This is a genomic window from Xanthomonas euvesicatoria pv. euvesicatoria, from assembly GCF_020880415.1.
Lineage (GTDB): Bacteria > Pseudomonadota > Gammaproteobacteria > Xanthomonadales > Xanthomonadaceae > Xanthomonas > Xanthomonas euvesicatoria.
Genome location: NZ_JAJIUJ010000041.1, coordinates 1 through 24,475 on the forward strand (window position 1 = coordinate 1; position 24,475 = coordinate 24,475).

The window sequence follows — 24,475 nt, forward strand, 5'->3', positions numbered from 1 at the left end:
CGATGTGTTGATGATCGAGTGGTGGGGATATGCCCGCTGAGTACTTGCCGTTGCTGGTTTTTCCAGAAAGACGAATCCTTCAACCAGAAAAGGGGAACGGTTTTCAACGTGATTGACGACTTCAACCGCCAAGGGCTGGGAATCGAGTTTGACTTGTCCTTGCCATCGGCCCGGGTGATCCGGTCGCTGGAGCAGATCATCGAATGGCGCGGCAAGCCGCTCGTTATTCGTTGCGACAGTGGACCCCAATACATCAGTGGCGCACTACTGACCTGGGCCGAGCAGCACGACATCCGGATTGAGCACATCCAGCCAGGCAAGCTACAGCAAAACGCTTACGTTGAACGCTACAACCGGACGGTACGCTATGGATGGTTGGCCCGAACCATGTTCGACTCAATTGAGCAGGTGCAAGACAGAGCCACACGATGGCTATGGACCTACAACCACGAGCGCCCGAACATCGCGCTCGGCGGCATTACCGCAATGCAAAAGTTGGCACTTGCGGCATAACTCCACTTTTGGTGACTGCTACAAATGGGGGGATTACCCTGGGCTCTGCGTCCGTTGCGATGGCGTGTATGGCACTCCTTGAACCTTGATGGAAGCCCTTGGACGAATTTTGTTGCATAGGGCGAAAAACAAGGCTAGAATTCAGGCCTTCGCTAATCATAGAGGCGAAGAAAGTAATTGGGAATCAGCGACTTAGCGCTCTAAAGCATGACTCGTTTCCCGCTCCAGATGTAGACAGGACCCCGCGTCAGGGGTCTCGTCGTTTCAAGGCAGGATGCCTTGGGTTTGATGTTTCGGCCTGGTGGTAGAGTGGTTATGCAGCGGACTGCAAATCCGCGTACGCCGGTTCAATTCCGGCCCAGGCCTCCACATCGCATGCGGTCTTCCTGCCATCGATAACGACGACAGGGCTGGCGCAACGAAGTAAGACGCTGTACAATTTCGCTCCACGCGGGAATAGCTCAGTTGGTAGAGCGCAACCTTGCCAAGGTTGAGGTCGCGAGTTCGAGTCTCGTTTCCCGCTCCAAATTCGAACCCTGGATATCGCTCGATATCCAGGGTTTTTTATTGGTCGCGTGTAATTGCCGGTGGCGTCCAGGCACTACGCGGCGGCTGCGAAATATGAGCGGTGGTGCTGCGGTGTCCGGTAATGAGCGCATGCGCCAGTGCGCACCTGTGCTTGGGCACTTGGACACGTGGGTTTGACTGATTGCGTTGGGGAACGGCGCAACGCGATGTCGCGGGCACGCGTAATCGAAACGCAATCCGGGGCCAGGTGACCAGCGCGTTGGCTGCATGATGCGGATGATCGTGCATGGACATCAGCCGGTAAGCGGCGCGCAGACGATTGCGTGTGCGCCGACTCGATTACCTTATAAATCGTGTGCCCGGGGCGGGGGTCGAACCCGCATAGCCTTGCGGCTGAGGGATTTTAAGTCCCTTGCGTCTACCAATTTCGCCACCCGGGCATTGCGATAGCGTGCCTGATTGCGCGGCGATTGTGAATCTTTGCTGCGTCCTTCCTGCACTGCCTGGCGCCTGCGGCCTGCGTTATGCTGCCGCCGCATAGCGGGCCGCCACGGGCTGCGCACCATTTTAAGGAACCGCATGTCCGGCATCACGCTTCTCGCCCCCCCACAGGGGCGCATCGCCGTCATCGGCTTGGGTTATGTCGGCCTGCCGTTGGCGGTTGCATTCGGGGAGCAGCGCGACACCCTGGGCTTTGACATCGATGCGCAGCGCGTTGCGCAATTGCGCGATGGCCACGATGCCACGCTGGAACTGGACGATGCCGAATTGGCTGCCGCAACGCAGTTACGCTACAGCGCAAACGCCGCGGATCTGGCCGCGTGTCGCATTTTCATCGTGACCGTGCCAACGCCGATCGACAGCTTCGAGCAACCGGATCTGGAGCCGTTGCGTAGCGCCACGGCTTTGATCGCCGCCGCCCTCAAGCCCGGCGACCTGGTGATCTACGAATCCACGGTCTATCCAGGAACCACCGAAGAAGTGTGCGTGCCCTTGCTCGAAGCAGGCTCCGGGTTGCGTTTCAACCACGACTTCTTTTGCGGTTACAGCCCCGAGCGTGTCAATCCCGGCGATCGCCAGCGGCGTCTGCGCGACATTCGCAAGATCACCTCGGGCTCGACGGCGGACGCCGCTGATGCAGTCGACGCGCTGTACACCAGCATCATCACTGCCGGCACCTGGCGCGCTCGGTCGATGCGCGTGGCCGAAGCGGCAAAGGTGGTCGAAAACATCCAGCGCGACGTCAATATCGCACTGGTCAATGAGTTGGCGTTGATTTTCGACAAGTTGGGAATCGACACCTTGGATGTGCTCGAGGCCGCAGGAACCAAGTGGAATTTCCTGCCGTTTCGCCCTGGCCTGGTCGGTGGGCATTGCATCGGCGTGGATCCGTACTACCTGATGCACAAGTCCGAAAGCGTGGGCTATCACCCGGACCTGATCCACACCGCGCGGCAGGTCAACAATCGGGTCGGCCGACATGTGGCCGAGCGCGTGTGCGGCATGCTGGCCATGCGTGGCGTCGCGCTCGCGCAGGCGCGGGTGCTGGTACTGGGCGCCACATTCAAGGAAAACTGCCCGGATCTGCGCAACAGCCGCGCCCTGGAATTGGTGCAGTTGCTGCAGGCCGGGGGTGTGCAGGTGGACACTTGCGACCCGTGGGCAGACCCGGCTGAAGCGCTGCAGCACGGCGGTGTGCATTTAAGCCAGACGCCGGAAGAGGGCGCCTACGATGCCGTGGTGCTGGCAGTGGCGCACGCGCAGTATCGCGACTACGACGTCGCGCAGATCGCCGCGCTCGGCAAGCCGGGCGCGGTGGTGTACGACGTCAAATCGGTGTGGCCGCGTGCGGCAGTCAGCGATCGTCTGTAGCGTCTGCGTTGTGCTGCGCTAGCCACTGCACAGCGCCGCGTGCGGCGCGTCGGCCGCTGGCGAAGCAGGCGGTGAGCAGGTAGCCGCCGGTTGGCGCTTCCCAATCGAGCATTTCGCCAGCGCAAAACACCCCTGGTTGCGACTGCGCCATCAGCTGATCGTCCAGCGCCTCCAGCCGCACGCCGCCTGCAGAACTGATTGCTTCGGCAAGCGGACGTGGCCGCAACAGTCGCAGTGGCAACTGCTTGAGCGTGCGTGCGACCAACGCCACGTCGTCGCCCGCCTGCTTGCCGAGTTCTTCGTAGAGCAGGGCCGCCTTGACGCCATCGATGCCGACCTGGCGGCGCAGATGCTCGCTGAAACTGCGCCCCTTGCGCGGTTGGGCCAGTTCGGCATGCACGCGTTCGAGCGAGCGGCCGGGAATCAGATCCAGCACGAGTTCGGCGACGCCATGGGCGTCGATCTGCTCGCGCAGGTCCGCGGCCAAGGCATAGATCAAGCTGCCCTCGATGCCGTTCGCTGTGGCCACGCATTCGCCCTGCAATGCATGCTGCATGCCGTTGCCACCCTGCCAATGCGCAACGACCGGTTTGAGCGGTGCACCTGCATGGCGCTGCACGAAGTGCGCACTCCAATCGATATCGAAGCCGCAGTTGGCCGGCACCAGGGGCGCTACCGCGATACCGCGTTGCTGCAGTGTTGCTTGCCACTGGCCGTCGGAACCAAGCTGCGGCCAGCTGCCGCCACCAAGCGCCAGCACGACTGCCTCTGCACTGCACTCCACAGCACCGGTGGGTGTGTCGAAACGGAGTGCGCCGTTTTCAGTCCAGCCCAGCCAGCGGTGCTGCACATGAAACGTGACACCCTGTTCCTTGAGCCGGCGCACCCAGCCGCGCAGCAAGGGTGCGGCCTTGCGGTCCATTGGAAAGACACGGCCGGAACTGCCGACGTAGGTCTCGACACCGAGCTCTCGCGCCCAATCGCGCAGCGCATCAGCATCGAAGTCCTGCAACCATGCGGAAACCGGTTGCTGACGTTGGCGATAGCGTTGCGCAAACAGCGGCATCGAATCGGAATGCGTGAGGTTCAAGCCGCCTTTGCCAGCGATCAGGAACTTGCGTCCCACCGAGCCCTTGGCTTCGTACAGATCCACCGCCAAGCCTGCCGCGCAGGCCACTTCCGCCGCCATCAAACCGGCCGGCCCACCGCCGATCACGGCCAGCCGCTGCCTGCTCAGATCAGTCATCGTCAGGCACTCAGCGCGGCTGCACGCCCAGCAATTCCAAATCGAACACCAGCGATGCACCGGGCGGTATCACGCCACCGGCGCCGTTGTCGCCATAGCCGTAATCGGGCGGAATCATCAAGGTGCGCTTGCCGCCGACACGCATGCCGGCCACGCCATCGTCCCAGCCGCGGATGACCTGGTGGCCACCTAGTACGAATTGGAACGGCTCGGCGCGATCCAGCGAGCTGTCGAACTTCTTGCCGTGCTTGTCGGCGGCTTTTTCGTCGTACAGCCAGCCGGTGTAGTGCACGGTGACCATGGCGCCTGGTGTGGCCTCTGCACCGGTCCCCACGGTGCGGTCGATCCGCTCGAAACTGGCGATGGTGCCGCCGGAGGGCGGCAGGGCGGGCGCGCAGCTTGCGAGCAACAGGGCGACAACGAGCGTCAACAAAAGGCGCATGGCAGGGTCCATGGAGAAAGGCTGCCATTATCGCACCTGGCTCCCGGTATCATCGCGGCATGGCCAAGCTGCTGCTCAATCTGCGCAATGTTCCCGACGACGAAGCCGATGAGGTGCGGGCGCTGATGCGCGAGCAGCGCGTGCAGATCTATGAAACGCGCCCCAGCAACTGGGGGATTTCCGCTGGCGGTATCTGGCTCAGCGACGATGCCGACTATCCACGCGCCAAGGCGGCGATGGATGCCTACCAGGCGCAGCGCGGCGCGATTGCGCGTGCCCAGCGCCAGGAGGAACTTGCAGCCGGCACTGCGGAGACCTTTGGCGCGTTGCTGCGCAGGCGACCTGTCTTCGTGCTCGTGACGCTGATCGGCATGCTGGTCGTCGCCTCGCTGGTGTTGCTGCCGTTTGTGCTGTTGCGCGGCTGAGTGCGCGGCATGACGCGCTTGCAGGCACGCTGCTGCACCGTGCTGGACGTCCCGTTCACGGCGCTCGCTAGGGGCTGCCCGCGGCCCTAAAATAGCCGCATGATTATCAATACCGCCGCCTACCAGTTCGTCACCATCCAGGATCCGCAGACACTTGCCGACGGCGTGCGCGCGCAAGCCGAGCAGCATGCGTTGAAAGGATCGGTGCTGGTGGCCGAAGAGGGCATCAACCTGTTCCTGGCAGGGGCTGCCGAGCAGATCGGCGCGTTCTATGCCTGGCTGCAGGCCGACGCGCGGTTTGCGCAGATGCGCATCAAGTACAGCGAAAGCGCGCATCAGCCGTTTGCGCGGCTCAAGGTCAAGATCAAGCCGGAGATCATCAGTTTTCGGCGCGACGATGCATCGCCGCTGCAAGGTCGTGCACCGTCGGTGACGCCTGCCGTGCTGCGCGAGTGGCTGCGGAACGGGCAGGATGATCGCGGCCGTCCGCTGGTGTTGCTGGACACGCGCAATGCGCAGGAAGTGGCATACGGGACCTTCCAGGGTGCATTGACGCTGCCGATCGACAAGTTCACCGACTTGCCTGGCGCGCTGGAACCGCATCGTGGCGCGTTGGCCGATGCCACGGTGGTCAGCTTCTGCACCGGTGGCATCCGTTGCGAAAAGGCCGCGCTGTGGATGCAGGCCGATGGCATGGACAACGTGCTGCAACTGGAGGGCGGAATCCTCGGCTACTTCGAAGAGGTCGGCGGCGAAGGCTACGAGGGCCGCTGCTTCGTCTTCGACGAACGCGTTGCGCTAGATCCCGAATTAAAACCCTTGGTGGACGCCGACCGTACCGCCTAGCCAGTGAAAATCTGACCGAGCGCGACTGCATTGCCCGATGTCACCGGTCGGCCTGGCGCCCGCATCATCGGCACACGTTGCAACATCTTGCCTAGAGACATCGCGCCATGCGCACGTCATGCATGCTCTAGTGACGTGTCATAACGCTCTAACTTGGGCGTAATACGTCGCATCGAGCTTGCCCTGAATTATTCACGGAGATAGGCTGCACCAGCCAGCCGCTAGCGAGGACAACAAGGATGACCATCAGAGTTTTTCTGATCGACGATCATGCACTCGTGCGTACAGGCATGAAGATGATTCTGTCCAAGGAAGTGGACGTCGATGTGGTGGGTGAAGCAGAGAGCGGAGAAGCCGCATTGCCGCAGATTCGTCAACTCAAACCGGACATCGTGCTGTGCGATCTGCATTTGCCCGGCGTCAGCGGCCTGGAAATTACCGAGCGCATCGTCAAGGGCGACTACGGTACGCGGGTCATCATCGTCTCCGTGCTCGAAGACGGCCCCTTGCCCAAGCGGTTGCTCGAGGCAGGCGCCTCCGGCTATGTGGGAAAAGGTGGTGACGCGCACGAGTTGCTGCGCGCGGTACGTGAAGTCGCATTGGGACGGCGTTATCTCGGCAATACGATCGCGCAGAACCTGGCTCTGTCCAATCTGGAAGGTGGCGGTTCACCGTTTGATGCATTGTCGCCCCGTGAGCTGGAAGTGGCCTTGCTGCTGACCCAGGGCCTGCGCCAGGAAGACATCGCCAAGCGCCTGAACCTCAGCGCCAAGACCATCAACACGCACAAGGCACGCCTGTTCGAGAAGGTCGGCATCCAGGACAACATTGCGCTGGCGCGGCTAGCCAATCAATACGGTCTGACCGATCCCTCCAGGGTGCTGTGAACCGTTGCCTTGAGTGCAGTGCAGTGGCTGCGCTGCATCGCAAGTCCAGGGCGCACAACATCGCGTAGAGAAAGCTCATCACGTGCCGAGAAATGACGTGTCTCGCCCTCAGAAGCGGTTGCTGGATTGCGTCAACGCGTGAGTGGGGAATTAGCCCGGCCTTCTAGGAACGCGCGGTATGTCGGAACAAGGCCGGGGGCGCCCTGACGCCCGGGTGGTGAGCGTAACGACACGCCGTGTACTAGGAGCTTCCGCGCTGATTGTCGTCATGTGCCAGCAAGGCCTGGCGTCGCCGCACTTGCCGATCGAAGGGTCTTTGCAAACACTGACCACGAGTGACGACAAACGTCGCCGCTCATGTGGAAGAACGTGGAGCGTCGATGTCTCTCCGGGATCACAACCGGCGGATGCGGCTTGGCGTTAGTGCAGGCGGTGCCTAAAAAAACAGCGGCCCCGAAGGCCGCTGTTTCGATGTTGACGTGGCCTGTTATCCCAACAGGCCAACCAATCAAGTCACCTGGCGATCAGTGATCGCCACGCGGCTTGTTGTTGTCGTCATCCTGCACCTGGTCGGCGTCGGCCGATGGAGCAACCGGCTTGACTGGTTCGGACACGACCACCGTCGGCTTGGGTTTGCCTGCCTGCAACTCCTGCTCTGCTGCAGGGTCTGCCGGAGGCTTGCTGGCCGAGGAGGCTGCTGGCGCAGCATCGTTCGGGCTCAGCGCATCGAGCATGGTGGTCTGCACCGGAGCATACGGCTTGCGCACGGGCGCGGTGTCTGCACTTGGGCTTGCCTGCACAACCGTCGAGGTCGAGGTCATTGCCACCTCGGCCGATGGCGCCTGCGAAGCAGACTGCTCGGCGTGCGGCGACGTCACCGTGACCACTGCGGCCTGCGATGCCGGCGTAGCCGCCGCTGGTGCCGGTAGGTCGTCAGCAGGCGTTGCCCGTGCAGGCTGCACCGGCGCTGCCTGCACCGCAGGCGCTGCCACGTCCGCCGACACAGCGCGCTGCTGGTGGTCGGCCTTCGCGGCCTCGGCGTCGGCGGCAGGTACAGCCGCACTTGCCGGCGCCGAGGGCGCAGGTTGGTGCTGGCTGCTTGTCGCCGCATCGTTGGTCACAGGCGATGCAACAGCCAGTGCCGTCGGTGCAGTCCCGGCAGCGGGAGCCACTGCAGGTGCCGGCGTGGATGCCACTGGCGCAGGGGCGGCAAGCGGAGCCGGGGTAGCGGACGCCTGCTGTGCGACCGGCGCGGGGCGCTGTTCTGCAGCCTGCGCTGCAGCACCCTCGGTGCTGGCAGCCGTCGACGCTGTGACAGCCGGCGCGGGTTTGGCTGGTGCGTCGGTAGCAGCAACGGGCGCAGCAGGGCGCTCGCGGGCGGCTTCGGCAACGGGTGCTGCCGAAGCCTGCGATGCCGGCACGGTATTGGAAACCGGCGCGGTGGTCGAAGCTGTGTCACTGCCGCCCCGTGGCTCTGCGCGCTCCTTGGGAACCGGACGCGGCTTGGCGGTTGCCTGGGCAGCGGATTCCGGCTTGGCGCGCACCGCCGGTGCCGGTGCCTCATCGTCGAAATCGAACTCCGGCTGGCCGGCGCGCGGTGCGCCCGATACATGCGCATGAGCACCGGCGTCGTCGCCTTCGCTGTCGCCATCGAGATCGTTGTCGGCATCGCTGTCCAGATCGTCGCCTTCCAGGCCATCGACGCTGGTACCACCTTCTCCGTTGGCACCGGCGCCACGACGACGACGACGGCCACCACGACGGCCGCGGCGGCGACGGCTCCCGCCTTCGCCATTGGCTGCATCGTCGCCTGCGGCATCCTGGGCCGGTGCAGTTGCATTTGCGTCGGCGCCACGATCAGCGGTGGATTCGCTCACCATGACATCGACAGGATGCGCCTGCGCCGCTTCATTGGCGTTGGTCTGCGCATTGGTGGGTGCAGCGGCGTCGGCAATGGCGGCCACCACGCTCGACGTGGTGGCCGTTGCGGCAGTGGAGGTCACGGTCTGCGCCGCTGCCGTACCCTCATCCTGGCGTGCCGGACGCGGCTGCCGCTCGGCTGGCGCGCCGTCCTGCTGTGCAGGCGCACGTGGCGGGCGTGGGCTCTGGTTCTGCGGCTTGGACTTCTGCTGCTGCGGTTGCTGCTGCTTTGACGCCTGCGTTTCATTGCGCGGCGGCTTAGGCGCCTGCACCTGCTGTGCCTGTGCGCCATTCTGCGCGCCCTGGGCGCTGGCAGGCTGGCGACGCTCGTCACGGCGTTCCTTATTGGCGCCGTTGCCATTGCCGCCATTGCCACGTTGCTGGTTGCCACCATTGCCGCCATTACGGGCATCGCGACCATCGCGGCGCTGACCGCCACGCTCGCCGCGTTCGCCACGGTTACTGCGGCCGGCATCGTTCTGGCGCGGACGCGGGGTCGACTCCGGGGCCGGGGCGACGGGCTCGACGCCGCCGAAGATCCGCTTCAGCCAGCCCACAACACCGGTGATCGGTGCCGGAATGGGCACGGTCACCACCGGCGCCGGCGCAGCGACGGGCGCGACCGGGGCAGGGGCTTCTTCGCGAACCGGTGCCGGTTGGCTCGGCTTGATCGACGTGACCGCCGGGGCTGCGGGAATATTCAACTGCGCCTTGGTCAGTGCATGCACCGGCAGCTTGCGCGGGGTGCCGCGCTGGTAGCTCGGCTTGCCGCTCTCTTCGCCCAGCTCGTTCTCGCGCAGGCGCGTGACTTCGTAGTGCGGGGTGTGCAGTTGCTCGTCGGCGACGATGATGATCGGCGACTCGTGGCGCTGCTCGATTTCACGCAGTGCGCTGCGCTTTTCGTTGAGCAGGTAGTTGGCGATTTCCACCGGCGCCTGGACCAGCACCTGCCCGGTGTTTTCCTTCATGGCGTGCTCTTCTGCCACGCGGATGATCGACAGCGACAGCGACTCGACGCTGCGCATGCGGCCATGGCCATCGCAACGCGGACAGACGATCTGGCTGGATTCGCCCAGGCTCGGTCGCAGCCGTTGACGGCTCATTTCCATCAGGCCGAAACGCGAGATGCGGCCCAACTGCACGCGCGCACGGTCGTACTTGAGCGCGTTCTGCAACCTGTTTTCGACTTCGCGCTGGTGCTTGGACGAGGCCATGTCGATGAAGTCGATGACCACCAGGCCGCCCAGGTCGCGCAGGCGCAGCTGGCGTGCGACTTCTTCTGCCGCTTCCAGATTGGTCTGGAACGCGGTTTCTTCGATATCGCTCCCCTTGGTGGCGCGCGAGGAGTTCACGTCCACGGCGGTCAGCGCTTCGGTCTGGTCCACCACGATCGAGCCGCCCGAGGGCAGGCGCACGTTGCGCTCATAGGCGCCTTCGATCTGCGATTCGATCTGGAAGCGATTGAACAGCGGGATATCGTCGGTGTAGTGCTTGAGCTTGCGCAGGCTCTGCGGCATCACCTGCTTCATGAACTCTTGGGCGTCGGCGTACAGCTCCGGCGTATCGACCAGGATCTCGCCGACATCGGCGCGCAGGTAGTCGCGCAGGGCGCGGATGATCAGGCGCGATTCCTGGTAGATCAGGAACGCGGCCGGCTTGCTCAGCGCAGCTTCGGCAATTGCCTTCCAGGTCTGCAGCAGATAGTCCAGATCCCACTGCAGTTCTTCGGCATCGCGGCCCACGCCGGCGGTGCGGATGATCACGCCCATGTCGTCGGGAATGTCGAGCTTGTCCAGCGCTTCCTTCAACGCGGCGCGGTCTTCGCCCTCGATGCGGCGCGAAACGCCACCGGCGCTCGGCGAATTGGGCATCAGCACCATGTAGCGGCCGGCCAGCGAGATGAACGTGGTCAGGGCGGCGCCCTTGTTGCCACGCTCTTCCTTGTCGACCTGCACCACGATTTCCTGGCCTTCGCGCAGAAGCTCGCGAATGGTCGACTTGTTATGGTCGACACCGGCCTGGAAATAATCGCGGGAAATTTCCTTCAACGGCAGGAAGCCATGACGCTCGGCGCCATAGTCCACGAACGCCGCTTCCAGGGAAGGCTCTAGCCGGGTGATACGGCCCTTGTAGATGTTGGACTTCTTTTGTTCCTTGGACGGCTGTTCGATGTCGATGTCGTACAGGGTCTGGCCGTCCACAATCGCCACGCGCAGCTCTTCGGCCTGCGTTGCGTTGATCAGCATTCGCTTCATTGTTGCGTTCCTCACGCGCTCTACCGCGCGGAACGCCGTGACGTTTCGCCTCTGGAACAGCTTGTCGGCCCTTCGCGCAACGCGCGGACAGGCCTGACCAGAGTTTCCAGCGCTGCAACACCACGGCAGGCCGCGGGAGCGCTTGTTTAAGTTTTATAGGTGTTTCAGGGCCGGCAGCCGCGTCCGGACGAACCGGGGCAGCGCACGGGACATGTTCAGCGCAGCGGTCAAAAACCGCTGGCGATGGCCGGGTAGGCCGGTGAGCCGCTAACATGGCCGCCCCGGGGGCGGTGGTCGCGCACTGTGCCGGAATCATCGGAAGTCAGGCTTCTGGCCAATCAACTTCCAACAAAATCAAACCCTTATCTCGCTCGCCGAGTGTAACAGAATAAAGAGCCGGATGACCGACCCCCAGCCCCCCAAGCCGCCGGCCGACCGCGTCGGCGTGCGCATTCTCAAAGTTCCGGAAGACCGTGCTGGGCAGCGGCTGGACAATTTCCTGCTTGGCCAGCTCAAGGGCGCTCCGCGTAGCCTGATCTACAAGCTGGTGCGCAGCGGTCAGGTGCGCGTGAATGGCGGGCGTGCCAAGGCCGAACGCAAGCTCGAGGGCGGCGAAGAAGTGCGGATTCCGCCGGTGCGCATCAACGAAGAGGGCGACAAGGCCGCGCCGCCGTCATCATTCATGGCGCGGCTGGAAGCGGCAATCGTGTTCGAGGATGCGCGCCTGCTTGCCCTGAACAAGCCGTCCGGGGTTGCCAGCCATGGCGGCAGCGGGATCAGCTTCGGCGCCATTGAAACGCTGCGGGCGCTGCGCCCGAACCAGAGCCTGGAACTGGTGCACCGGCTTGATCGCGATACGTCCGGCCTATTGATCGTGGCCAAGAAGCGCTCGGCGCTGACCGAGCTGCAGGCCCTCATGCGTGAAGACGACCGCGTCGAAGGACGCGGCATCACCAAGCGCTACCTGACCCTGCTGGTGGGCCGCATGCCCGACGGCGTGATGACCGTGGACGCGCCGCTGCACATCGGCCTGCGCCAGGGAGGGGAGCGGCATGTGCAGGTGAATGCGATCGGCAAGCCGTCGCTGAGCCATTTCAGGTTGCTGGAACGGCGCGGCGGGCATTCGTATTGCGAAGTGCGCATCGAAACCGGCCGCACCCATCAGATTCGCGTGCATGCCCAGCACCTGGGGCACCCGGTGGCCGGCGACGAGAAATACGGTGAGGCAGACGTCAACAAGCGCCTACGCGACCAGCTTGGTTTGAAGCGGTTGTTCCTGCATGCCGCATCGCTGGAATTCGCACTGGATGCCGGCAAGACGCCGTACGTGTTGAGCGCGCCATTGGCGCCAGAGCTGGCCGAGGCCCTAGACCAGCTCGGTCGCTGACGCAGCCATGGCGGCTGCGCCAGCGCGACTGACTCAGCCTTCGTGGCGATGGTCGTGATGTTGCGGCTGCGCCGACGGATGCGGGCGTTGCTGGTGCATATCGGCCTGATGGGTCGGAGCGGCACGCGGCGGGGCGAAGGACGCCATCCGCTGCATGCGCTGCTGCGGCTCTGCCTTCATGACCGGGCGCGGTTCGTCACGCGGCTGCGACGGCTGCGCATGTTCGACACGCGGCACTGCCGCGGATGCAAACTGCTGATGAGGCGCCAGCTGCCGCTGCTCTTGCACGGGCGGCTTCCATTGCGCAGGTTGGGCTTGGGCTCGGAACTGGCTGTCGCGGGCGTCGCGGCTCGCAAATGCATCGCGCGGCGGCATGCCGGCATGTGCGCGGTTGGCTGCAGCTGCCTGTTCCTGCGCTGCCCGCGACTGTGCGTGCATCTGCGCCATGTGCTGCTGTGCGGCCTGCAAGTCATTCACCCGTGCAGGCGTTGCAGCCGAGGCGAATGCCGGTGCTTGCACGCGCGGCGAACGCATCCCGGAGGGCAATGGCTGCATCGGATGGCCCGCAGTTGTCAGCGGCGCAGCATGCGGCGATGGCGATGGCGATGCGTTCAGCGTTACCGGGCGGCCTGGTTGCAGCATCTGTGCATTGAAATGCGGTGTGGCCAGATGCGCATAGTCGGGCGGGCGATGCAGTTGGGCGGGCGAAGGCGCTGGCGTGGCCGCTCCTGCAAACGCACCAAGCCCACGTGCGCTGGCGACTGCTGCCGGTAGAGCGGCCGCCTGCGCCGCATGGAAGTTGGCTGGGGACATCCCGGCCACAGGCGCGGATGTCGAATTGGACCAATGGCGCTGATCCTGATTCACGTACGAGCGTGAATCGACATACGTATTTCGGTTGTTGATGATGGTGGTGCGCGGCGCATAGACATGGTTCTGGTAGACCACATAATGCGGTGCGGCCGGCGGCGCGTTCCAATCCACACCCCAGCTGTTCCAGCCCCAGCGGTGCCAGACAGGCGCCGGCTCGGCCCAGCCGAACCAACCGTGATGGTGCTCGAGTGCGCCGCCCACCAATACGCCGACGCCGAAGGACACCAGGCCGGTGGTGACGACGTCGCCTTCGTCGTACCAGCGGACCGGGCGGTAGCGATACTCCCTGTAGACATCGACCGGCGCGCCGTAGACCACGCCGGGATCGTAGCGCGGCACGTACACCACATCCGGTTGCGCTGGTTCGATGGTGATCACCTGCGAGGGCGGCGGGATGCGGCCCTCATCCAGAATGGGCGTCACCACCACGTGGCGCGCCACCTGCACTTGCTGTTGCGGCGTACTGTGCAGATGGCCGCTGGCCTGGGCGCGTTGGCGCATGATCTGCACCGCGTTGAGCACATCGTTGGGATCGTGGGCGTAGGCATCGCCGAGCGCACGCGTCCAATCCAGATTGCCAGCCAGTTGGGCCACCACGTCGGGAAAGGCGGTCAGTGCCTTGATGCTCGGGTCCCACGATTGCGACACCGTGGCCTGCGCGCGATCTGCAGCGCTCAAACCGCTATTGCTGCGTAGCCATTCCTGTGCGGTGACCACTTGATCGGGATACACCGACGCCGCCAAGGTTTGCGCCAGCAACTTGTCTGGAAACAGGGCAATCGGCGCGACCAGTTGGTAAAGCTGGTCCGCCGTGGGCGGCGTGTAAGCCGGCGCTGCCATCGCGCTGGGAGGCGGCGGAGGCTCGGCGGCGGCCGGCGCCGGTGCGTCGGTGCGTTGGCAGCCGCCGAGTGCAATCAGGCCAGTGGATGCGATCGACAGCGCCAAGGCAAGGCGCCCTTGTGACCATGTGCGTTGCATACGGCACCTCGCTGTGTGTGCGTTGATGACGCGCGTACCATGCGCCGGCTTGAATGTCTGGAACCTTTCTAGAACTTGGCTTCAGTCGACCAGGCGCGACGGTGTTCAGCAGACATGCGGGAAACAGCACCTCACGCAGGTGCGCTGCGTGGCATGCGGTTGATTTCAGGCGGGCGGGCGCGTCGGCTCGTCACGGGCAACACAGCGATCGGGCTTCTGAAGCGGCATTGTCTGCACTTGCTGCAACAGACTTCGCGCCAGGCCATCTCGAGTGGTGATGCCCGCGCATGACGCGCTTCACGGGGTTGCGAAACGGAACAACACCAGGCTGATCGCCAGCGTTCCCATGCCCGAGACCAGGCCATACACGGTCTCGTGACCTTGTGCGTAGCGCTTGGCAGCCGGCAGTAATTCGTCCAGCGCCAGAAACACCATGACCCCGGAGATCAGCCCGAACACGGTGCCGAAGACCGCATCCGAGAGCACGCTGGACAAGGCCAGATATCCGATGCCTGCACCGACCGGTTCGGCCAACCCGCTGAGCAGGCTGGCGCCCACCGCATAGAACTTGTTGCGCGTGGCGAAATACACCGGCACCGCGATCGCGATGCCTTCGGGAATATTGTGGATGGCGATCGCGAACGCCAGCGGCATGCCGACCGCTGGGCTTTCAAGCGTGGCGAAGAAAGTCGCCAGTCCTTCCGGGAAATTGTGCGCGGTGATCGCGACGGCGGTCATCAGGCCAACCCGGCGGATATAGGCCCGGTTGTCTTCGCGAAACTGCGGATCGTCGCTGGACAAACTCTGGTGCGGATTTGGCACCAGGCGGTCGATCACCATGATCAGCAGCATGCCGCCCAGAAAGGTCAGTGTGCCGAAGGTAAAGCCGAGCTTGTCGTTGTAGGCCTGGGAAAACGCGGCGATCGACTTGTTGAGGATCTCGGTGAGCGACACGTACACCATGGCGCCGCCGGCGAAGGCCAGGCCGAATGCCAACAGCCGCGGATTGGGCTTTTTGGCGAACACCACCATGAGGCTGCCGAGCCCGGTTGCCAGCCCGGCCGCCAGCGTGACCGCAAGCGCGATCCAGAGATTGTGTGATGACACTGCAAGCATGTGGCGCGACGTCCTCGTGGAATGAAGAACTTCCTGCGGAGAGCGTGGCAACTGCAGCTCGCCAGATACGCACACCCCTCCGCGGAAGCAGGATGGCCATGCCGCGATGACGAAGACGTGGTGTCGAAGACGAAAAGCAGCGCCTCTGCGCCAGCGTCAGGCAGGGGCGACACTCAAGCGCGCGAACAAGGCGCTGTTGCTCATGCGCTGGTGTCGATGCGCTTGTGCCGTGCAGGAATAAGGCGTCACCGACCTGCGCTGTCCTCAGCCGCCGCGGCGTGCGCGTTCCTCGATGGCGAAACATTCGTTCGGACGCGGCACCGGCGGCTTGAACGAGACCGGCACCTGGATGGTCTGCGGCACGGCCTGGCCATTGCGGGTGGCGGCCTTGAACTGCCACTCGCGCACGCGCGTCCGGGCCGCTTCGTCGAGCACGGGCTGGCCGCTGCTCTGTGCCACCGAGACATCGGTCGGCGTGCCCTGGGTGCCGACCACGACCCGCAGCACGGTCGTGCCGCCCACACCGGCGCAGGCCAGCTGCGGCGAATATTCCGGCGGTGGCGTCTTCAGGGCAGCCAGCTCGGTGGGCGCGACGGTGGGCGCGGCGGCCTGCTGTGGCGACTTGCCGCAGCCAGCAAGGCCGGTGGCGACGACGAGGCCGGCGAACGCGGCGCGATACATGTTCATGCAGTGATTCCCTGATCGTAGAGCTGCGCGGTCTTGGCCGCGCAGATGAAGTCGTTTTCGCTCAGTCCGCCCACGTCATGGGTGGAATAGCGCACCACGACGCGGTCGTAATGCACGCCCAGGTCGGGATGGTGGTCTTCGCGATGGGCGATCCAGGCCAGCGCATTCACAAAGGCCAGGGTGCGGTAATAGTCGGCGAAGCGGAACGTGCGCGTGAGCGCCATGCCGGCCTCGGCCAGCTCCCAGCCGGGCACCTGTGGCAGCAGCTCGGTCAGGCGCGCCTCGCCCAGCTTGTGGTCGCTGCCTTTGCGCGGGAGGCAGTGGGCCTGCTCCAGGGGAATCAGATCGGTCATGACGGTCTCGCAGGGGTGGCGGACAGCGCGCCCACCAGGATCACGGTGTTCCATGAGCGAGGGCGCTTTGGGCGGTAGAATAACCCGCATGATCCAGATATCCGACAAAGCCCAGACCTATTTCCGCAAGCTCATCGAACGCGAGGGCGTGCCCGGCATGGGCGTGCGCCTGAGCGCGGTGGATGCGGGTACCCCACGTGCCGACGCCCGGCTTGAGTTCGCCGAACCGGCGGACCTGAGCGGCGACGAATGGGCGATCGACTGCGATGGTTTCACCTTGTATGTCGTCGCTGCCAGCGTGCCGTGGATGGACGGGGCCGAAATCGACTACGTCACCCAGTCTACCGGCAACCAGCAGCTCACCATCAAGGCGCCCAAGATCAAGGGCGAAGCGCCCGCAGAGTCGGCTTCGATGGTGGAGCGTGTGCGCTGGGTGGTGGAAAACGAAATCAACCCGCAGTTGGCATCGCATGGCGGGCGCGTGGCCGTGCAGGAAGTCTCCGCCGACGGCGTGGTATTGCTGCGCTTCGGCGGCGGTTGCCACGGCTGCGGCATGGCCGACGTGACCTTGAAGCAGGGCATCGAAAAGACCTTGATGGGGCGCGTGCCCGGCGTGACTGCGGTGCGCGATGCGACCGACCACGCCACCGGCGACGCTCCCTACATTCCGCGCGACAGCGCGGCCTGATTCCGCGCCACCGGTGACAACGGCTGCCGATCTGCTGCAGGCACTGCGCGCGCGCATGCCCGGCAAGCTCATTCTGGATCGGCGCACCGGCCTTCCGTATGGCTGGGGCATCTGGATGGGCAACCGCAAGCACGCGGCTGCGCCATTCAACGATGACCACGTCATGGATGTGCTGTTGGCGCGTGGGCAGCCGACACGGAGTGCGGTGACCGGCGTCTCCCTGCTGTCGCCATTCCAGGCGTTCCGCAGCCTGTGGTGGCAACACTGGGACCCGCGGCCGAAGGATCAGCGTCGGCAGCACTGGCTGGCGGTGCTTGGCAGTTTCCTCATCCACCTCGGTTTTGGTGCGCTGCTCATCTGGGTGGTCACCGTGCGCTGGGCGCCGGAAGAAACCAAGCCCGGCGACGAATTGCGGGTGCGCATGACCTTGATTGGCGAAGGGGCTGAAGCGCAGGGCGGCGGGGAAGGTCAACCTGCGGCCGAGGCATCGACGCAGGCGGCTGCAACTGCGGCGTCTTCGCCAGCGCACGCGGGTGCATCGGCGACGAACAGCGAACCAGCTCCATCGCCGACACCGACACCGACGCCAGTGCCGCCAGCTGCCGACCCTGTGGAGCGCCCCGACACGGCCCAGGTACCGGAACATGCGCCGGAACCGGTGCAAGCGGCCAGCGAACCCGTCACCGCGGATATTCCGCAGGTGACGGTGCAGGTGCCGCCGGTGACGATCGAATCGCCGCTGCAGGTTACCGAAACCCCTGTCGCTACCAACGACTTCGTCGTCCCACCGCCGCCAACGATCACGCTGACGCCGCGTGCGATCGAGCGGGCGGCGCCGCAGATTGAAGTGCGTCAACGCGACATCCAGACGGTGACCGAACGCCCGCAGGTGCGCGAACTGCAGCATCCGGCCACCGACGTGGCGGTGCGCTCTGCCGCTGCGCCAACAGTGCGCGAGCGCGACATCGTCATCCCCGAGCGCCCGCAAATCCCCGCGCCGGCTGCGCGCCTGCGTGAGATCTCGCCGACCGTGCGCATGCCTGACGTTGCGGTGCGTCCCGCAGAGCTGCCGAACGTGCCGGATCCGGCGCCTGCGCCGGTGGCGGCGACGCCTGTCGTGCCAGCGACGCCTGCGACTCCCGACCCACGGCCGGCCACCGTGGCGGCGCCAGCCGCGCAAGCAGCCGCGCAACCTGCACAGTCGCAGGCCAGTCCTGCCCGGTCCGAACGTTCCAGCAGCGCGCCAGCCGCTGCATCGTCGCCCGCCAAGCCAGCCGCCAGCGGTCATGCCGGCCCGGCGCCTGCCGATCGCAGCGGCGGGTGGGACGTGGCCGCCAACGCCGACGACTGGAGCAAGTCCGACCGCAATCGGCAAGGCGACACGACGGGTGGCAACACCCAGCGCAACGGCATGTTCAATGCCGATGGCAGCATCAAGGTGGCCACCGGAGCCGGTGATGCCGGCCAGGGTGCAGGTGACCGCGGACCACCAGGCAGCGAGACCGATACCTGGACCCGCGATCAGATTGCCCAGGGCGGCACCTGGCTTAAACGTCCGCCGTACGGCTACACGCCGACATCGCTGGACAAGTACTGGATGCCGAACCAGACGCTGCTGCAGGAATGGGTGCGGCGCGGCCTGAAGAAGATCGAGATTCCGATTCCTGGCACGACCACCAAGATCAGTTGCGTGGTGTCCCTGCTGCAATTCGGCGGCGGTTGCGGCTTGAGCGACCCCAATCTCAACGATCAACCGGCTATCGCACGCCCACCGCCGGACGTGCCGTTCAAGCGTGAGTTGCAGGAAGACAAGGGCGCGCTGCCCCATAACGGCGGGTGAGCGTGACGCGCGATGGCGTGCGGCGATGTCTGCCTGAGTGCAAAGATCGGCCCTGCGCCCCTTCGCTTCACGGTGCGCTTGCGCGCCTCCGGGCGCGTGGACATGCATTGTCTGCATCAGCCGCCGAGAGCGCAGGATGCGGGGACGCTCGTCCATCGGCTGCAGACCGTGCCGGCCACCGGCGAACCGGTTTGCCGCCTCGATAAAAACCGATCGCTCAAACTGCGGAAACGCGATACATCGCGTGGTGTTCCGGCTGGTGGCGACGGTGACGGCGGCGCCAGCGGCTCGCGGCTAGGGAGATTGCACTCTCGAACCGGAACGTGCGCCTTCCAGGAACGAGGTCAGGACCGCACGCACGACCGATGCCTGTGCCAGACGGCCGGTGGCCACTGCCCAACCGGCTCCGAACAGGCACGAGAGGTAGAAGTCGCTCCACCAGGACGCCGGCATTTCGATACCGAACACGCCGCGCTGCTGGCCGTGCAAGAAGAAAGCATCCAGATGCGCCTGGAACGACTCCCACTCCGGCGCGGCGTAATAGGTGTTGCCGCGTTCGGCGCCCTCCATGCCCATCTCGTTGACGATGTAGATGACCAGATCCAGGTCTTCCACCAAGGCGTGCGTCATGCGTCGCAGGCTTGCCATGGGATCGGGCAGGGCATCGTTGGGCAGGGCCGCCTGCAGACGCAGCCACGCTTCGGCGGTGACCTTCTCCACGATTGCCGCGCGGGTCGGGGCAAAGCGGTACAGCGTCGCGCGGCTGATCCCCGCGCCACCGGCCAGCTCGGTGAGATTGCTGCGTGGGCGGCGGGTCAGCGTTGCGGCCAGCAGGCGGATAAGGCGTTGGTCGTCCTGGCTCATACGCTTGAAAAACGAGTGAAGCAGGGATGATACAGGTTCTTTGGAAATGATCCTTATGAATCATATTTGATTCATAAGGATCTATGGCGCATCATTGCCGCGTCATCCATTGGACCCCGCGCTGTGACAGCCCAACGCGCTTACCGTTTCTTTTCGCTGTGCGCCTTCCTTCCGTTCGCACTGGCCGCCTGCGGCAAAGCCGCTCCATCCGCTGAGTCTTCGGTTGCACCTGCGGTGGAAATCGCCACCGCGCAGGCGCGCAAGGTGTTGCAGACCACCGATCTGCCCGGCCGTGTTTCGCCGATGCGCGTAGCGCAGGTTCGTGCGCGCGTGGCCGGCGTGGTGCTGGCACGCCGGTTCGAAGAAGGTTCGGACGTCAGGGCCGGGCAGGTGTTGTTTCAGATCGACCCCGCGCCGTTCGAGGCCGCGGTGGCGCGCGCACGCGGGGAGCTGAGGCGTAGCGACGCCGAGCTGGAAAATGCCGCCGCCCAGTTCGAACGCAGCCAGCAACTGGTGCAGCGGCAGGTGATCAGCCGGCAGGACTTCGACACCGCCCGCAGCAATTTCAAAAGCACCCAGGCAGCCGTGGCGTCGGCGCGTGCGGCGCTGAAAATCGCGCAACTGGAGCTGGGCTTCGCCACGGTGCGTGCGCCGATCGACGGCCGCATCGGGCGGGCGCTGGTCACCGAGGGCGCGCTGGTCGGGCAGGGGGGCGAGGCGACAGAAATGGCGCTGATACAACAGCTCGATCCGATCTTCGCCGACTTCAATCGTCCGGTCGCCGAAGCGCTGAAGTTGCGCGGTCGCGCCCGCAAAGGCGAGGCGCCGCTCAAGGTCGTCATCGACATTCCTGAGCTCGGCGAGACACGCGAGGGCGACCTGCTGTTCGCGGACATGCGGGTGGACGAAACAACCGATACGGTGTCGCTGCGCGCGCAATTCGACAACCGCGACAACCTGTTGCTGCCGGGGATGTTCGTGCGCGTGCGCACGCCGAACGGTACCGCCAGCGACGCGGTCTACGTGCCACAGCGGGCGATTCAGCGGCGACCGGGCGGCAGCGCTGCGGTGATGGTCGTGGGCGCCGACGGCAGGGCCGAACTGCGCGATGTCCGAACCGGCGCGATGGTCGGCACCGACTGGCAGATACTCGAAGGGCTGAAGGCCGGTGAGCGCTACATCGCCTCAGGCGCGACGCGGATCCAGCCTGGTGCCGTGTTGAACGCCGCGCACTGAACCACTCCTTCATTCCGCCTGTGCGGGCGCGTGGCGCCCCGGTGACCGTCCATGTCCCGATTCTTTATCGACCGCCCCAACTTCGCGTGGGTGGTTGCGATTTTCATCTCGCTCGCCGGCCTGCTGGCATTGCGCACCTTGCCTGTCGAAAAATATCCGGAAGTGGCGCCGCCGCAGATCAGCATTTCTGCCACCTATCCCGGCGCGTCGGCCCAGGTCGTCAACGACGCGGTGACCAGTGTCATCGAGCAGGAGCTCAACGGCGCGCGCGACATGCTGTATTACGACTCCAGCAGCTCCAACGGTAGTGCGCAGATCACCATCACGTTCCAGCCCGGCACCGATCCCAACATCGCCCAGGTGGACGTGCAGAACCGCATTCGTCAATCAGAATCGCGACTGCCGGCAGCGGTGACGCAACTTGGCTTGCAGGTCGAACAGACCACTGCCGGCTTCCTGATGCTGTATTCGCTGGTCTACAAGGATGCGACCGCCGCGCAGGACGTGGTGCGCCTGAACGACTACGCGGCCAGGGTGGTCAACGACGAGATCCGCCGTGTTCCCGGCGTGGGACGCGTGCAGTTCTTCGGCGCCGAAGCGGCGATGCGGGTGTGGGTGGACACCCAGGCATTGCGCGGCTATGGGCTGAGCATTGTCGACGTCAATAACGCGATCCGTGCGCAAAACCTGCAAGTGGCAGCCGGTAGCCTGGGCGAACGCCCAGGCGCGCAAGATCAGGAATTGACCACCACGCTGGTGGTGCACGGCCTGATGGAATCGCCGCAGGAATTTGGCCAGATCATCCTGCGTGCCCAGGCCAATGGCGCGGTGGTGCATCTGTCGGACGTGGCGAAGCTGGAACTTGGATTGGAGAACTACCAGTTCGATGTGCAGGAAAACGGTGGCCCGGCCGCCGGCGCGGCGGTGCAGCTGGCGCCAGGCGGCAATGCCGTCGCCACCGTGGCGGCGGTGCGCCAGCGCCTGCAGGAACTCTCGCAGCGTTTTCCGGCAGACATCACCTACTCGGTGCCCTTCGATAGTTCGACCTTCGTCAATGTGGCAATCAGGAAGGTGCTTCATACCTTGCTCGAAGCGATGGCGCTGGTGTTCCTGGTGATGTTCGTGTTCCTGCAGAACATCCGCTATACCTTGATCCCGGCGATCGTGGTGCCGGTGTGCCTGTTGGGCACGTTCGCGATGATGAAGCTGCTGGGTTTCTCGGTGAACATGATGAGCATGTTCGCGATGGTGCTGGCGATCGGCATCCTGGTGGACGATGCGATTGTGGTGGTCGAGAACGTCGAGCGCCTGATGGCCGGGGAAGGCCTGTCGCCGCGCGATGCCTCGATCAAGGCGATGACGCAGGTGGGCGGTGCGATCGTCGGCATCACCCTGGTGCTCACCGCGGTGTTTTTGCCGCTCGCCTTCATGAGCGGTTCGGTCGGCGTGATCTACCGACAGTTCTCCGCAGTGCTCGCCGTCTCGATCCTGTTTTCCGGTTTCCTGGCGCTGACCATGACACCGGCGCTGTGCGCGACGTTCCTGGTACCCATCGATGGCCGCCATGAGAAGAAGGGATTCTTCGCTTGGTTCGACCGCAACTTCAGCGCGCTGACGTCGCGTTTCGATCAGTTGAACCATCGCCTGGTGCGCCGTGCCGGACGCTACATGCTGGTGTACGCCGTGCTGCTTTGCGCGCTTGGGCTGGCATACGTGCGGCTGCCGGAGGCCTTCGTACCGCAGGAAGACGAGGGCTACATGATCGTGGACATGCAGTTGCCGCCCGGCGCCAGCTACAGCCGTACGCGCGCGGCCGGGCAACAGGTCAACGATTACCTCGCCGCGCGGCCGAGCATGCAGGACGTGACGCTGGTGTACGGTTTCAGTTTCTCCGGAAGCGGCGCCAATGCGGCCATGGCCTTTCCGTCACTGAAAGACTGGAGCGAACGCGGCGACAGCGAATCGGTGGCCAGCGAAGTGGCGGCCGCCAACGCGGCGCTGGGACGCATCAGCGACGCGACCATCATGGCCGTGATGCCGCCACCGATCGAAGGCCTGGGCAATTCCGGCGGTTTCTCGCTGCGCGTGCAGGACCGCGGCAATCTTGGGCGAGACGCGCTGATGCAGTCGGTGAACCAGTTGCTGCATGCGGCCAATCAGTCGCCCAAGCTGGCATACGCGATGGTGGAAGGTCTTGCCGATGCGCCGCAGCTGCGCCTGGAAGTGGATCGCGGCAAGGCCGAAGCGCTGGGCGTGAGCTTTCAGAGTGCGATGGAGGTGCTGTCCATCGCGTTCGGCTCGACGATCGTCAACGATTTCGTCAACCGCGGTCGTCTGCAACGGGTGGTGGTACAGGGCAATGCAAGCGATCGCGCCACGCCCCAATCACTGGACACGCTGTCTGTCACCAGCAGCACCGGCAAGCAGGTGCCGTTGACGGCGTTCACCACGCAACGGTGGGAGCAGGGGCCGGTGCAGATTGCCCGCTACAACGGCTATGCATCGGTCAATCTCACCGGCGAGGCTGCGCCAGGCATCAGCTCGGGCGACGCGCTGGCGGAAATGGAGCGCCTGGCGACTGCACTTCCCCAGGGCATTGGCTACGAATGGTCTGCACTGTCGTATCAAGAAAAAGCTGCCGGCACACAGGCGCCACTGCTGCTCGGCCTGGCCTTGCTGGTGGTGTTTCTGCTGCTGGTCGCGCTGTACGAGAGTTGGGCGATTCCGTTTTCGGTGATGCTGATCGTGCCGATCGGCGCGATTGGCGCGACCGCCGCGGTGTGGGTGGCCGGCCTTTCCAACGATGTGTACTTCAAGGTCGGCCTGATCACCATCATCGGCCTGGCCGCCAAGAATGCGATTTTGATCGTGGAATTCGCCAAGGAACTGCATGCGCAGGGCGCGCGCGTGCCGGACGCTGCAATGCAGGCGGCCAGGCTGCGCTTTCGCCCGATCGTGATGACGTCGCTGGCCTTCATTCTCGGCGTGATTCCGCTGGTGATCGCACGCGGTGCGGGTGCAACGAGCCAGAATGCATTGGGCACCGGCGTGATCGGCGGCATGCTGGCGGCCAGTACGCTTGGTGTCGTGTTCACCCCGATCTTTTTTACCTGGGTGATGGCGTATGTGGCTGCCCGCAGGAGTGCAGCTGCAAACCCGGCGGAGCCCTCCACATGATCATGCCGGGCAACTGCATGCGGCATCAGTCGATCGTGGGAAGAGGGCGGCAGTAATCGCGATAGCGTTCGTGCCGACCTGACGGCGCCAGCAATCGATCGGCAGGCGCTTCAAAGACCCGAGCCAGTTTGCGGGCGCTGAGCGCGTCTGAGGGTCGGCAGGGATTCGTGTAAAAGACAGCCAAAAGTGAGCTAACTCGCTGTCATCAAAGAATTTTTCACAACCTTTCGCCGATCGTCCATGCGGGTCCGGGATCGCCTCCATGTCTGCGCCTCACCCCGGTCGTCGAGGGTTGCCAGGATCACCCGAAGTTGTGTACTGCCATGCGGCCTCGGAAGCTAT

Annotated in this window: 18 protein-coding genes and 3 tRNA genes; 12 read left to right on the forward strand and 9 right to left on the reverse strand. The window is 64.6% G+C overall.

The genetic code is table 11. The features are described 5' to 3' along the window. The 3 genes from LN450_RS07650 to LN450_RS07660 all read left to right on the forward strand — a co-directional run. Positions 1-513: integrase core domain-containing protein (locus LN450_RS07650; RefSeq protein ID WP_228885841.1), on the forward strand; the 513-nt coding region annotated here is incomplete at its 5' end. Positions 514-808: 295 nt separating this feature from the next. After that, a tRNA-Cys gene (locus tag LN450_RS07655) sits at positions 809-882 on the forward strand. Between the two features lie 81 nt (positions 883-963). After that, a tRNA-Gly gene (locus tag LN450_RS07660) sits at positions 964-1,039 on the forward strand. A 358-nt stretch (positions 1,040-1,397) separates the two neighbouring features. Here LN450_RS07660 and LN450_RS07665 read toward each other — a convergent pair. Further along, a tRNA-Leu gene (locus LN450_RS07665) sits at positions 1,398-1,481 on the reverse strand. A gap of 139 nt (positions 1,482-1,620) precedes the next feature. Between LN450_RS07665 and LN450_RS07670 the strand changes: the two genes are divergently transcribed. Beyond that, positions 1,621-2,913 carry a nucleotide sugar dehydrogenase gene (locus tag LN450_RS07670; RefSeq protein WP_011347602.1) on the forward strand — a complete coding sequence of 431 codons (1,293 nt, stop codon included), beginning with the start codon at positions 1,621-1,623 and terminating at the stop codon, positions 2,911-2,913. On the opposite strand, the gene LN450_RS07675 is transcribed toward LN450_RS07670, so the two are convergent. Together LN450_RS07675 and LN450_RS07680 are read right to left on the reverse strand one after the other, a co-directional pair. After that, positions 2,897-4,159, reverse strand: a complete 1,263-nt coding sequence (locus tag LN450_RS07675; protein WP_011347603.1) for a TIGR03862 family flavoprotein — start codon at positions 4,157-4,159, stop codon at positions 2,897-2,899. The genes LN450_RS07670 and LN450_RS07675 overlap by 17 nt on opposite strands. Before the next feature lie 10 nt (positions 4,160-4,169). Continuing rightward, a complete protein-coding gene (locus tag LN450_RS07680) occupies positions 4,170-4,601 on the reverse strand; it encodes an FKBP-type peptidyl-prolyl cis-trans isomerase (protein WP_039417968.1) in 432 nt (143 codons plus the stop codon). A 59-nt stretch (positions 4,602-4,660) separates the two neighbouring features. Between LN450_RS07680 and LN450_RS07685 the strand changes: the two genes are divergently transcribed. The 3 genes from LN450_RS07685 (at position 4,661) to LN450_RS07695 (ending at position 6,759) form a co-directional block, all read left to right on the forward strand. Continuing rightward, complete coding sequence (locus LN450_RS07685) at positions 4,661-5,026, forward strand: DUF6164 family protein (protein ID WP_008575660.1); 366 nt, start codon at positions 4,661-4,663, stop codon at positions 5,024-5,026. 99 nt (positions 5,027-5,125) lie between these two features. Continuing rightward, positions 5,126-5,872 carry a sulfurtransferase gene (locus LN450_RS07690; RefSeq protein ID WP_011347605.1) on the forward strand — a complete coding sequence of 249 codons (747 nt, stop codon included), beginning with the start codon at positions 5,126-5,128 and terminating at the stop codon, positions 5,870-5,872. A gap of 239 nt (positions 5,873-6,111) precedes the next feature. Next, positions 6,112-6,759, forward strand: a complete 648-nt coding sequence (locus LN450_RS07695) for a response regulator (RefSeq protein ID WP_003489223.1) — start codon at positions 6,112-6,114, stop codon at positions 6,757-6,759. Positions 6,760-7,283: 524 nt separating this feature from the next. On the opposite strand, the gene LN450_RS07700 is transcribed toward LN450_RS07695, so the two are convergent. Next, a complete protein-coding gene (locus LN450_RS07700; RefSeq protein ID WP_041855056.1) occupies positions 7,284-10,925 on the reverse strand; it encodes an Rne/Rng family ribonuclease in 3,642 nt (1,213 codons plus the stop codon). A gap of 409 nt (positions 10,926-11,334) precedes the next feature. Here LN450_RS07700 and LN450_RS07705 point away from each other — a divergent pair, with 409 nt between their 5' ends. Further along, positions 11,335-12,321, forward strand: a complete 987-nt coding sequence (locus LN450_RS07705) for an RluA family pseudouridine synthase (RefSeq protein WP_011347607.1) — start codon at positions 11,335-11,337, stop codon at positions 12,319-12,321. A gap of 33 nt (positions 12,322-12,354) precedes the next feature. Here the strand turns inward: LN450_RS07705 and LN450_RS07710 are convergent, their stop codons facing one another. From LN450_RS07710 to LN450_RS07725, 4 genes are all read right to left on the reverse strand, one after another. Further along, positions 12,355-14,172 (reverse strand): DUF3300 domain-containing protein, encoded by a 1,818-nt coding sequence (locus LN450_RS07710; protein WP_011347608.1) that lies wholly within the window; start codon positions 14,170-14,172, stop codon positions 12,355-12,357. A 297-nt stretch (positions 14,173-14,469) separates the two neighbouring features. After that, positions 14,470-15,288, reverse strand: a complete 819-nt coding sequence (gene zupT, locus LN450_RS07715) for a zinc transporter ZupT (protein ID WP_005921249.1) — start codon at positions 15,286-15,288, stop codon at positions 14,470-14,472. 264 nt (positions 15,289-15,552) lie between these two features. Next, the gene (locus tag LN450_RS07720; RefSeq protein ID WP_011347609.1) at positions 15,553-15,975 is read right to left on the reverse strand and encodes an energy transducer TonB; all 423 of its coding nucleotides are present in this window, start codon (positions 15,973-15,975) and stop codon (positions 15,553-15,555) included. Then, entirely contained in the window at positions 15,972-16,328 is a 357-nt protein-coding gene (locus LN450_RS07725; RefSeq protein ID WP_011347610.1) for a 4a-hydroxytetrahydrobiopterin dehydratase, read from the reverse strand. The genes LN450_RS07720 and LN450_RS07725 overlap by 4 nt, the downstream gene beginning before the upstream one ends. 88 nt (positions 16,329-16,416) lie before the next feature. Here LN450_RS07725 and LN450_RS07730 point away from each other — a divergent pair, with 88 nt between their 5' ends. Both LN450_RS07730 and LN450_RS07735 read left to right on the forward strand, forming a co-directional pair. Continuing rightward, positions 16,417-17,016, forward strand: a complete 600-nt coding sequence (locus LN450_RS07730; RefSeq protein WP_008575672.1) for an NfuA family Fe-S biogenesis protein — start codon at positions 16,417-16,419, stop codon at positions 17,014-17,016. A gap of 13 nt (positions 17,017-17,029) precedes the next feature. Next, entirely contained in the window at positions 17,030-18,856 is a 1,827-nt protein-coding gene (locus tag LN450_RS07735; RefSeq protein WP_011347611.1) for a hypothetical protein, read from the forward strand. Positions 18,857-19,150: 294 nt separating this feature from the next. Here the strand turns inward: LN450_RS07735 and LN450_RS07740 are convergent, their stop codons facing one another. After that, a complete protein-coding gene (locus LN450_RS07740; protein WP_011347612.1) occupies positions 19,151-19,720 on the reverse strand; it encodes a TetR/AcrR family transcriptional regulator in 570 nt (189 codons plus the stop codon). 123 nt (positions 19,721-19,843) lie between these two features. Between LN450_RS07740 and LN450_RS07745 the strand changes: the two genes are divergently transcribed. Further along, positions 19,844-20,956: an efflux RND transporter periplasmic adaptor subunit gene (locus LN450_RS07745; RefSeq protein ID WP_011347613.1), complete on the forward strand. Its 1,113-nt coding sequence runs from the start codon at positions 19,844-19,846 to the stop codon at positions 20,954-20,956. A gap of 51 nt (positions 20,957-21,007) precedes the next feature. After that, positions 21,008-24,133 (forward strand): multidrug efflux RND transporter permease subunit, encoded by a 3,126-nt coding sequence (locus tag LN450_RS07750; protein ID WP_011347614.1) that lies wholly within the window; start codon positions 21,008-21,010, stop codon positions 24,131-24,133. Positions 24,134-24,475 lie beyond the last annotated feature (342 nt).

Bases quoted from the DNA above. Each gene is read 5' to 3' on its own strand.
- LN450_RS07670 (WP_011347602.1), top strand. From the start codon at position 1,621: ATGTCCGGCATCACGCTTCTCGCCCCCCCACAGGGGCGCATCGCCGTC.
- LN450_RS07675 (WP_011347603.1), bottom strand. From the start codon at position 4,159: ATGACTGATCTGAGCAGGCAGCGGCTGGCCGTGATCGGCGGTGGGCCG.
- LN450_RS07680 (WP_039417968.1), bottom strand. From the start codon at position 4,601: ATGCGCCTTTTGTTGACGCTCGTTGTCGCCCTGTTGCTCGCAAGCTGC.
- LN450_RS07685 (WP_008575660.1), top strand. From the start codon at position 4,661: ATGGCCAAGCTGCTGCTCAATCTGCGCAATGTTCCCGACGACGAAGCC.
- LN450_RS07690 (WP_011347605.1), top strand. From the start codon at position 5,126: ATGATTATCAATACCGCCGCCTACCAGTTCGTCACCATCCAGGATCCG.
- LN450_RS07695 (WP_003489223.1), top strand. From the start codon at position 6,112: ATGACCATCAGAGTTTTTCTGATCGACGATCATGCACTCGTGCGTACA.
- LN450_RS07700 (WP_041855056.1), bottom strand. From the start codon at position 10,925: ATGCTGATCAACGCAACGCAGGCCGAAGAGCTGCGCGTGGCGATTGTG.
- LN450_RS07705 (WP_011347607.1), top strand. From the start codon at position 11,335: ATGACCGACCCCCAGCCCCCCAAGCCGCCGGCCGACCGCGTCGGCGTG.
- LN450_RS07710 (WP_011347608.1), bottom strand. From the start codon at position 14,172: ATGCAACGCACATGGTCACAAGGGCGCCTTGCCTTGGCGCTGTCGATC.
- zupT (WP_005921249.1), bottom strand. From the start codon at position 15,288: ATGCTTGCAGTGTCATCACACAATCTCTGGATCGCGCTTGCGGTCACG.
- LN450_RS07720 (WP_011347609.1), bottom strand. From the start codon at position 15,975: ATGAACATGTATCGCGCCGCGTTCGCCGGCCTCGTCGTCGCCACCGGC.
- LN450_RS07725 (WP_011347610.1), bottom strand. From the start codon at position 16,328: ATGACCGATCTGATTCCCCTGGAGCAGGCCCACTGCCTCCCGCGCAAA.
- LN450_RS07730 (WP_008575672.1), top strand. From the start codon at position 16,417: ATGATCCAGATATCCGACAAAGCCCAGACCTATTTCCGCAAGCTCATC.
- LN450_RS07740 (WP_011347612.1), bottom strand. From the start codon at position 19,720: ATGAGCCAGGACGACCAACGCCTTATCCGCCTGCTGGCCGCAACGCTG.
- LN450_RS07750 (WP_011347614.1), top strand. From the start codon at position 21,008: ATGTCCCGATTCTTTATCGACCGCCCCAACTTCGCGTGGGTGGTTGCG.